Source organism: Priestia sp. P5_B4, assembly GCF_056400385.1.
In genome coordinates this window covers 1-7,647 of the sequence record NZ_JBFULJ010000136.1, presented here as the reverse complement: position 1 = coordinate 7,647, position 7,647 = coordinate 1, and the positions used below count along the sequence as shown (strand labels likewise).

The window sequence follows — 7,647 nt, the reverse complement described above, 5'->3', positions numbered from 1 at the left end:
GTTGATGTAAAAGAAGAGGTCATGTCTATAGACATGACCTCTTTCAATCACATATGAAATTACATAAGCTTTTGTTTTAGCTCTGAATCAAAGCTTTGTGCACGAATCATATCAATTTCCAACTGATATGGTGCTTTTTTATTCTTCTTATCTTCTCCTACATAAGGAGTTTCTAGAATTTTAGGAACTTCTTTAAACGCTGGGTGATGAACAATACAATTCAGTGCACCAAATCCAATTTCACCAAACCCAATGTTTTCATGGCGGTCTTTTCGAGCACCGCGTACATTTTTACTATCATTGATGTGAAGCACTTTAATTCGCTGTATTCCTACGGTTTTGTCAAATTCATTTAATACACCGTCAAAGTCTTGAACGATATCATAACCAGCGTCATGAACGTGACATGTGTCAAAACAAACAGAGAGCTTTTCATTGTGCGTCACGCCATCAATAATTTGGGCAATTTCTTCAAAGCTTCTTCCACACTCTGTTCCTTTTCCAGCCATTGTCTCAAGCGCAATTTGAACTTCTTGATCAGCTGTTAACACTTCGTTTAGACCTTTGATAATTTGCTGAATACCGGCATCTGCTCCAGCGCCCACGTGAGCTCCTGGGTGAAGAACAATTTGCTTTGCGCCAAGAGCATGGGTGCGCTGAATTTCAGACGTTAAGAAATCTACTCCAAGCTCAAATGTTTCGGGCTTTGTTGTATTTCCTAGATTAATGATATAGGGAGCATGTACAACAATATCTGTCATTCCATGCTCTTTCATATGCAAAAGACCAGCTTCAATATTAAGCTCTTCAATCTTTTTGCGACGAGTATTTTGTGGAGCGCCTGTATAGATCATAAACGTATTTGCTCCGTAAGAAGCTGCCTCTTCACTTGCTCCTAAAAGCATCTTTTTGCCGCTCATTGATACATGAGAACCAATTTTCAACATTACTTTTTACACCTCTAACCTATTGCGATTAACGATTGTTGCGTCTTTCACTACGCTTTTTCTTTTGCACATACTTTGTAATTTCACGAGCACGTTTTTTCTTGTAGCCAGGCTTTACTTTCTTCGGCTTTTGAATAAAGCGATGTGCCTCTTCTCCCACTTCATCCGCTTTCTTCACACGCTTTTTACGGCGGTTACGGTCATCGATGGAAACCCATTCTTGCTTTTGAAGATCTTTGTTTACAAACTCGATTCCCATTTTCTCTAGCTTATTTACTGCATCTTCATCTTCCACATCGAAGATTGTAGCAGCAATTCCAGAATGACCGGCACGAGCTGTACGTCCTACGCGGTGAATGTAGAAATCTAGATCTGAAGGAAGCTCAAAGTTAATAACGTGTGAAATTCMTTCAATATCAATACCGCGAGCTGCTAAATCTGTCGCTACTACGTATTGAAATTCTAAATTATTAATTTGCTTCATCATTTTCTYACGGTCACGAGGAGATAAGTCTCCGTGAATTCTTCCTACTTTTAATCCTTTAGACAGTAGATCATCTGCTACTTCGTCCGCCATTTTCTTTGTATTTGTAAAGACGATAGCTAAATAAGGATTATACGAAATAAGCATATCATGCAGCAGCTTAAACTTGTTACGATGACGCAGTGGAACTAATACATGCTCTAATTTAGCTGCTGCTGCTTGCTTCGGCGAAACATGCGTAAATTTTGGATTTTCCATGTATTTTTTTAAGAATGGCTTTAATTTTTCAGGAATAGTTGCTGAAAAAACAAGCATCTGTAATTTTTCAGGCATATTGCTTGCCAAACGGTCCACATCTTCTAAAAATCCCATATCAAGCATTAAATCAGCTTCGTCTACTACTAACGCCTTTGTTGTATACACAACTAACGCTTTTTCATTTACTAAATCAAACAAACGAGCCGGTGTTCCTACAACAACTTGAGGCTGCTTCTTTAATTTGTCGATTGTACGCTGCTTATCTGTACCGCCGATAAAACATTTTGCTGAAATTCCTTCTCCTTCAGCACTGTGTTTTGTTAGCTTTAATACTTCTTGATAAATTTGAGAAGCAAGCTCACGAGTTGGAGCGGTGATTACAACTTGTACTTCTTCTTTTTTAGGGTCTACCTTTTCAAGTAAAGGCAATAAATAAGCGTGTGTTTTGCCGGTCCCTGTTTGCGACTGACCAATTACGCTTTCCCCTTTTAAAACGGAAGGAATTAAGCGCTCCTGAATCTCTGTAGGCTGATAAAAACCTAATTGTTTAATTGCTTCTATTAAAAATGGTTGAAACTCAAAACGTTCAAAGTTTGTTTTTTCCATAATAGTCTCCTTTTTTACATTCACGTTCATCTTTTAAGGCACAATATATGATTATAATCGATTTTTCCTTCTGTGACTACTTCTCATTCATATTACTAAAACTTATTACCTGTTTCAAAAACATTTTATCGCGAGTTGCATACGATAGTAAAAGAAAATCTACTTTACTAMAGGAGGTGCGTCCTTTGCTACAGCGAAGACCACCATTTCCACCCGGTATGCAAAGAAGAATGATGCCAGGAATGCCACCACAAAACGGCTTTGGGCAACAACCTGGTAACTTTGGCCAATTTAATCCATTACAGCAGTTTCGTAACTTTGCCCAGCAAACAAATGCTCAACAATCATTTTACCCGAATCAGCAAGGCCTGAACCGTGGAGGAGGTAACTTCTTAACTCGCCTATTCCGAAGGGGAGGAAATAGAAACATACCATTTCAACAAGCGGCTGCAGCTGCTCCTCGAGGTTCTTTGTTTTCTGGACTTTCAGGAGCCCAAGGTGCTGCAGGAGCGACTAACTCTTCTTCCCTGCTTGGAGGTTTGCAAGGATTAACGAACCCTGCTAACTTGAGCTCCATGATGGGGAATGTTCAGCGAGTACTAAAAGCAGCGGAAACGATGGGACCTATGATTCAACAATACGGACCTCTTGTCAAAAATGCTCCTTCTCTGTGGAAAATCTATCAGGCCTTGCGCTCAAGTGATGACACAGATGAAATACTCGAAGCAGAAGGAACAGAGGTTTCTGAAACTGATGAAAGCAAAGACAGTAAGGTTTTATCAGCAGGCGCAGAAAGCACGGATTCATCCGATGATGAGCTGGATTTCTTTGAAGAAGAAATTGAACATTCATCCAGAGATCGGGTGTCTAAACCAAAACTTTATATTTGATAAATCCGCTGATTCCTTAAGGAAATACCGTGAGCAAAAAAAGAATATCTTTGTATTCTTCCTTCCTCTTTTATATAATAGAAGCGAGTTGAATTGCTCGTCAGGATTATGATGAGGAGGAAATTGAAATGAAAGTTATTAAAATTGCACCGCGCGGCTATTGTTATGGTGTAGTAGACGCAATGGTCATTGCACGAAACGCCGCTTTAGATAAATCATTGCCTCGACCAATCTATATCTTAGGAATGATTGTTCATAATAAACACGTTACAGATGCGTTTGAAGAGGACGGCATTATCACACTGGACGGTGCTAATCGCCTAGAAATCTTAGACCAAATAAATGAAGGAACCGTTATTTTTACTGCGCACGGAGTATCTCCAGAAGTAAAAGAACGAGCAAAAGAAAAAGGCTTAACAACAATCGATGCTACATGTCCGGATGTTACAAAAACCCATGACCTTATTCGCCAAAAAGAAAAAGAAGGTTATGACGTTATTTATATCGGAAAACGAAATCATCCTGAGCCAGAAGGTGCACTTGGTATCGCGCCAGATATCGTTCATTTAATTGAAAAAGCAGAAGACGTAGCCCATTTAAATATTCAACGTGAGAAAATCATTGTAACAAATCAAACAACAATGAGTCAGTGGGACGTTGCAGAAGTAATGGAAAAGGTAAAAGAAAAATATCCGCACGCTGAAGTTCACAAGGAAATTTGTTTAGCTACACAAGTTCGCCAAGAAGCTGTAGCCGAGCAAGCAGGTGAAGCAGATGTTACAATTGTTGTAGGAGATCCTAAAAGTAACAATTCAAACCGTTTAGCTCAAGTATCAATGGAGATTGCCGGCACTGAGGCATATCGTATCGGTGACATCTCAGAGCTACAGATTGAATGGTTGATGAATGCGAAAACCGTAGCTGTTACGGCAGGCGCATCTACCCCTACTCCAATCACAAAAGAGGTCATCAATTTTCTAGATCAGTTCGATCCAGAAGATGAAACAACGTGGACACGTGAAAAAAGCGTGCCTCTTTCAAAGATTTTACCAAAAGTTCGAACAAAAAAATCGTCTTAATAGACACAAAAGAAGGTGTTGACATTTTTCAACACCTTCTTTCTTTGTTACATAAACGTAAATGGGTTTGTGTCTACTTTTGAATCAAATACTTCACACTCAAAGTTTTTTGCATCAAAAAGACTGTTTAATAAACGCGTTACACCTTGTCTCATGACTTTTTCAACATGATGACCAGGATCTACAACGTTTAATCCCATTGCCATTGCATCATGCGCCACGTGGAAATACAAATCTCCTGTTACATAGGCATCTGCTCCGCTAAATTTTGCGTTTGTAATATATTTGTTTCCATCTCCGCCAAGAACAGCTACTTTTTTCACCGTGGCATCCATAGACCCTACTACTCTAACACCATCCACATCCAATGCTTGTTTAACATGAGCGGCAAACTGTTTTAACGTCATCTCTTCTTTTAACTTACCAATTCGTCCAAGTCCAAGCGTCTCGCCCGTTTGTTCCACTGGATAAATGTCATAGGCCACTTCTTCGTAAGGATGAGCACTGAGCATGGCGCGAATAATTTTATTTTGCTGAACCGCTTCAAAAATAGTTTCAACTTTTGTTTCATTGACACATTCTAACTCTTCTTTTGAGCCAATGTATGGATTGGCTTCTGAAGAAGGTTTAAACGTGCCTTCCCCTTCAGTTGAAAACGTACAGTCGCTGTAAAGACCCACATGTCCAGCTCCCGCATCACAAATAGCTGTGCGCACTGCTTCAGCATGATTTGAAGGAACAAATACAGCAAGCTTTTTCAGCTGAATAGACGTTGTTGGAACCAGCACTTTTGTCTCTTGTAGCCCCAATGCTTCGGCCAACAAGTCATTTACTCCGCCTTTAGCTATATCTAAGTTTGTATGAGCAGCATATACAGCAATATCATGTTTGATGCATTTCTCTAAAATACGCCCTTCAGGACGATCTGTAACCACTTGTTTTAGAGGTCTAAAAATAGGAGGATGATGAGCAATAATCAAATCCACTTGTTTTTCAATCGCTTCGTCTACGACCGTTTCAAGAACATCTAACGTTACCATTACTTTTTTTACAGGCTTGTTTAACGTTCCAATCTGTAAACCAATTTTATCTCCTTCAACCGCTAAATGCTTGGGAGAAAATGATTCAAATGCTTCAATTACTTGAAATCCGTTAGGGATTTTACTCATTTTAACGCCTCCTCAATTAATGAGATGTCTTGGGTAAGTTTTTGAAATTTTGCTTTGCTTTCCTCGGACTGAGCCTGCTCCATTTGGCTGACAATTTGTTTAAGATGATTCAGTTCATGCGTCCACTTTGTCATAAAAGCAGAAGAGCGCTTTTCTTTTAAAATAGGGCCCATTAACACACCGGCTTTCACTTCACCGTTATAAGGAGCTAAGGCGTTTCCAGGTTCAGCGACGATGACTTCATACATACGACCGTCTTCTTCGATGATTTTTTCATCAATGATTTCCCAGTTGTGTTCAATCAGCCAGCTGCGAATATGATGTGAACCAATATTCGGCTGAAGTACAAGCCTTTTTACTCCTTCTAACTTTGCTTTTCCTTCTTCTAAAATCATCGTAATAAGCGTTCCGCCCATTCCGCAGATTGTAATACAGTCTACTTCATTCGGTGATATTACTTCTAGGCCATTTCCTTTTCGAACGTCAATAACGTCCGTTAAGCTTGTTTTTTTCACCTGCTGAATAGCAGATTGAAGAGGCCCTTCAGTAATTTCTCCTGCTACGGCACCGCTAATATATCCATTTAAATAAGCAAAACACGGCAAGTATGCATGATCTGAGCCAATGTCTGCTATCTTTGCTCCCAAAGGAATCGACTTTACTACTTCTTCAAGTCTTGTTGATAAGTTTAATTCATTCATTTTGTCACCTATTCTCTATGTGATTACTGTTCATTATTTTAACATAGATAGCTGCATGATTCCTATTTCTCTTCATGTTTTCCTTTTAGCTGAATGCGTATAAAAAATCACAAAAAAAAAGCCTGCTTTATAAATGAGCGGCTTTCCAGAAAATCATGTTTCTGAACTCTATTTAATTTCTGATACCCATTTAGCCATTTCCTTCGCTTTTTCCGGAGGAACCAGCCCAGGTGGCATGTTTCCTTTACCGTTTACAACAATATCTGCAATTTCGTCTTGAGAAACTTTTTTCCCAATTCCTTTTAACGAAGGACCTACTCCACCTTGATACTGATCACCGTGACAACCAATACAAGTTTTTTGATAAATTTCTTCTGGTTTAGCTGAAGCCTGCTGTTCCGCGCCACCGCCTTCTTTTTCAGCCGCGATTTCCTTTGCATTATTCAATCCGTTGAACGAAAGCGTTAACATTAAAGTAATCCCAATTACCGCAATTAATAAAAATGGTATTAGCGGATTTCGCTTCACTCACTATACCCCCTTTATGTATTCCCATCCCTAGAAATAACAAAATAGTATAAGCACTTTTATTTTACTTGAAAATGCTCATAAGTGAAAGGGTTTTATTTACATAATTAACTAATTTCTTATTGCGTATCTTAACAGCCAATTTGCCTTGCAATAACCGAGCGCTGAATTTCTGAAGTTCCTTCTCCAATTTCTAAAAGCTTGGCATCTCGTAAATACCGCTCCACGTGATACTCTTTCATGTAGCCATATCCTCCATGAATTTGAACAGCTTGACTGGCTACTTCCATACAAATTTCAGAAGCATACAGTTTACACATAGCAGCTTCTTTCGTAAATGGCTTTCCTTGGTCTTTTAACCACGCTGCTTTATACACCATATTTCTTGCTAACTCAATTTTCATCGCCATATCAGCTAATTTAAACTGAATCGCTTGAAACGATGAAATAGCTTTTCCAAATTGCTTTCTTTCCTGCGCATATGACAGTGCTTTTTCATAAGCCGCTTGAGCGATTCCAACGGCCATTGCGCCAATTCCAATTCTTCCCCCGTCAAGCGTCATTAGAAATTGTTTAAAGCCTTCTCCTCTTACACCGAGTAAATTCTCTTCAGGCACTTCAACATCCTCTAAAACGAGTTCAGTTGTATTTGAAGCATGTAGACCCATTTTCTCGTAATTGTCTATTACAGTAAAACCTCGAGCTTCTGTAGGCACGATAATAGCTGAAATTTCTTTTTTACCTTCTGTACGATTTGTAACAGCTGTTAAAGCTAAAAACTTTGCATAGCTAGCATTCGTAATATAGCATTTACTTCCATTAATCCTAAATGTTCCATCCTTCAACACTGCTTCTGTCTCTGTTCCCCCCGCGTCACTTCCTGCGTTCGGTTCGGTTAAACCAAACGCTCCAAAAGATTCCCCGGAGCATAAAGCAGGTAGGTACTGTTCTTTTTGCTCCTTTGTTCCGAATAAATAAATAGGTG

The 7,647-nt window shown here is 39.2% G+C and carries 8 protein-coding genes; 2 read left to right on the top strand and 6 right to left on the bottom strand.

What is annotated here, in order from left to right; translation table 11 throughout:
• Window positions 1-59: 59 nt before the first annotated feature.
• Both AC1DRF_RS12770 and AC1DRF_RS12765 read right to left on the bottom strand, forming a co-directional pair.
• Complete coding sequence (locus AC1DRF_RS12770; RefSeq protein ID WP_427075299.1) at window positions 60-947, bottom strand: deoxyribonuclease IV; 888 nt, start codon at window positions 945-947, stop codon at window positions 60-62.
• Between the two features lie 28 nt (window positions 948-975).
• Window positions 976-2,295: a DEAD/DEAH box helicase gene (locus AC1DRF_RS12765; protein ID WP_477740869.1), complete on the bottom strand. Its 1,320-nt coding sequence runs from the start codon at window positions 2,293-2,295 to the stop codon at window positions 976-978.
• 185 nt (window positions 2,296-2,480) lie between these two features.
• Between AC1DRF_RS12765 and AC1DRF_RS12760 the strand changes: the two genes are divergently transcribed.
• Window positions 2,481-3,185: a YqfQ family protein gene (locus AC1DRF_RS12760; RefSeq protein WP_064472138.1), complete on the top strand. Its 705-nt coding sequence runs from the start codon at window positions 2,481-2,483 to the stop codon at window positions 3,183-3,185.
• 128 nt (window positions 3,186-3,313) lie between these two features.
• Window positions 3,314-4,264 (top strand): 4-hydroxy-3-methylbut-2-enyl diphosphate reductase, encoded by a 951-nt coding sequence (locus AC1DRF_RS12755; protein ID WP_013059214.1) that lies wholly within the window; start codon window positions 3,314-3,316, stop codon window positions 4,262-4,264.
• Between the two features lie 47 nt (window positions 4,265-4,311).
• Here the strand turns inward: AC1DRF_RS12755 and AC1DRF_RS12750 are convergent, their stop codons facing one another.
• The 4 genes from AC1DRF_RS12750 to AC1DRF_RS12735 all read right to left on the bottom strand — a co-directional run.
• Complete coding sequence (locus AC1DRF_RS12750) at window positions 4,312-5,433, bottom strand: Nif3-like dinuclear metal center hexameric protein (protein WP_318330925.1); 1,122 nt, start codon at window positions 5,431-5,433, stop codon at window positions 4,312-4,314.
• Window positions 5,430-6,134 (bottom strand): tRNA (adenine(22)-N(1))-methyltransferase, encoded by a 705-nt coding sequence (locus AC1DRF_RS12745; RefSeq protein WP_097824609.1) that lies wholly within the window; start codon window positions 6,132-6,134, stop codon window positions 5,430-5,432. The genes AC1DRF_RS12750 and AC1DRF_RS12745 overlap by 4 nt, the downstream gene beginning before the upstream one ends.
• A 168-nt stretch (window positions 6,135-6,302) precedes the next feature.
• The gene (gene cccA / locus AC1DRF_RS12740) at window positions 6,303-6,662 is read right to left on the bottom strand and encodes a cytochrome c550 (RefSeq protein WP_477740868.1); all 360 of its coding nucleotides are present in this window, start codon (window positions 6,660-6,662) and stop codon (window positions 6,303-6,305) included.
• Between the two features lie 131 nt (window positions 6,663-6,793).
• A partial coding sequence (locus AC1DRF_RS12735; RefSeq protein ID WP_477740867.1) for an acyl-CoA dehydrogenase family protein occupies window positions 6,794-7,647 on the bottom strand: 854 nt, incomplete at its 5' end.